The 201-nt window shown below is 56.7% G+C and carries 1 protein-coding gene; it reads left to right on the top strand.

Features of this window, described 5'->3' with window-relative positions:
- A partial coding sequence (locus tag BEN48_RS19355) for a hypothetical protein (RefSeq protein ID WP_206599816.1) occupies positions 1 to 183 on the top strand: 183 nt, incomplete at its 5' end.
- Positions 184 to 201: the final 18 nt, after the last annotated feature.

Below are 201 nucleotides of genomic sequence, written 5' to 3' on the forward strand. Positions count from 1 at the left end.
CGTGATGCGGAGGAGAAGCGAATGGCACGCGCTATTGCTGTCCGCACGTTGCTGTGGGGTACTGATGCTCCCGCAATGGATATTCTGATTCGTACGCCGGCGGAGATGGAGCGGGCAGCAGGTGTTTTTCAATCCGTAGAAACCATTGCCGAGAAACAAGGCCGGCTACTGTATGCTGCCTAAGACCCCCGAACAGAAGCG

Origin of the sequence: Hymenobacter glacialis (assembly GCF_001816165.1) — a bacterium.
Lineage (GTDB): Bacteria > Bacteroidota > Bacteroidia > Cytophagales > Hymenobacteraceae > Hymenobacter > Hymenobacter glacialis.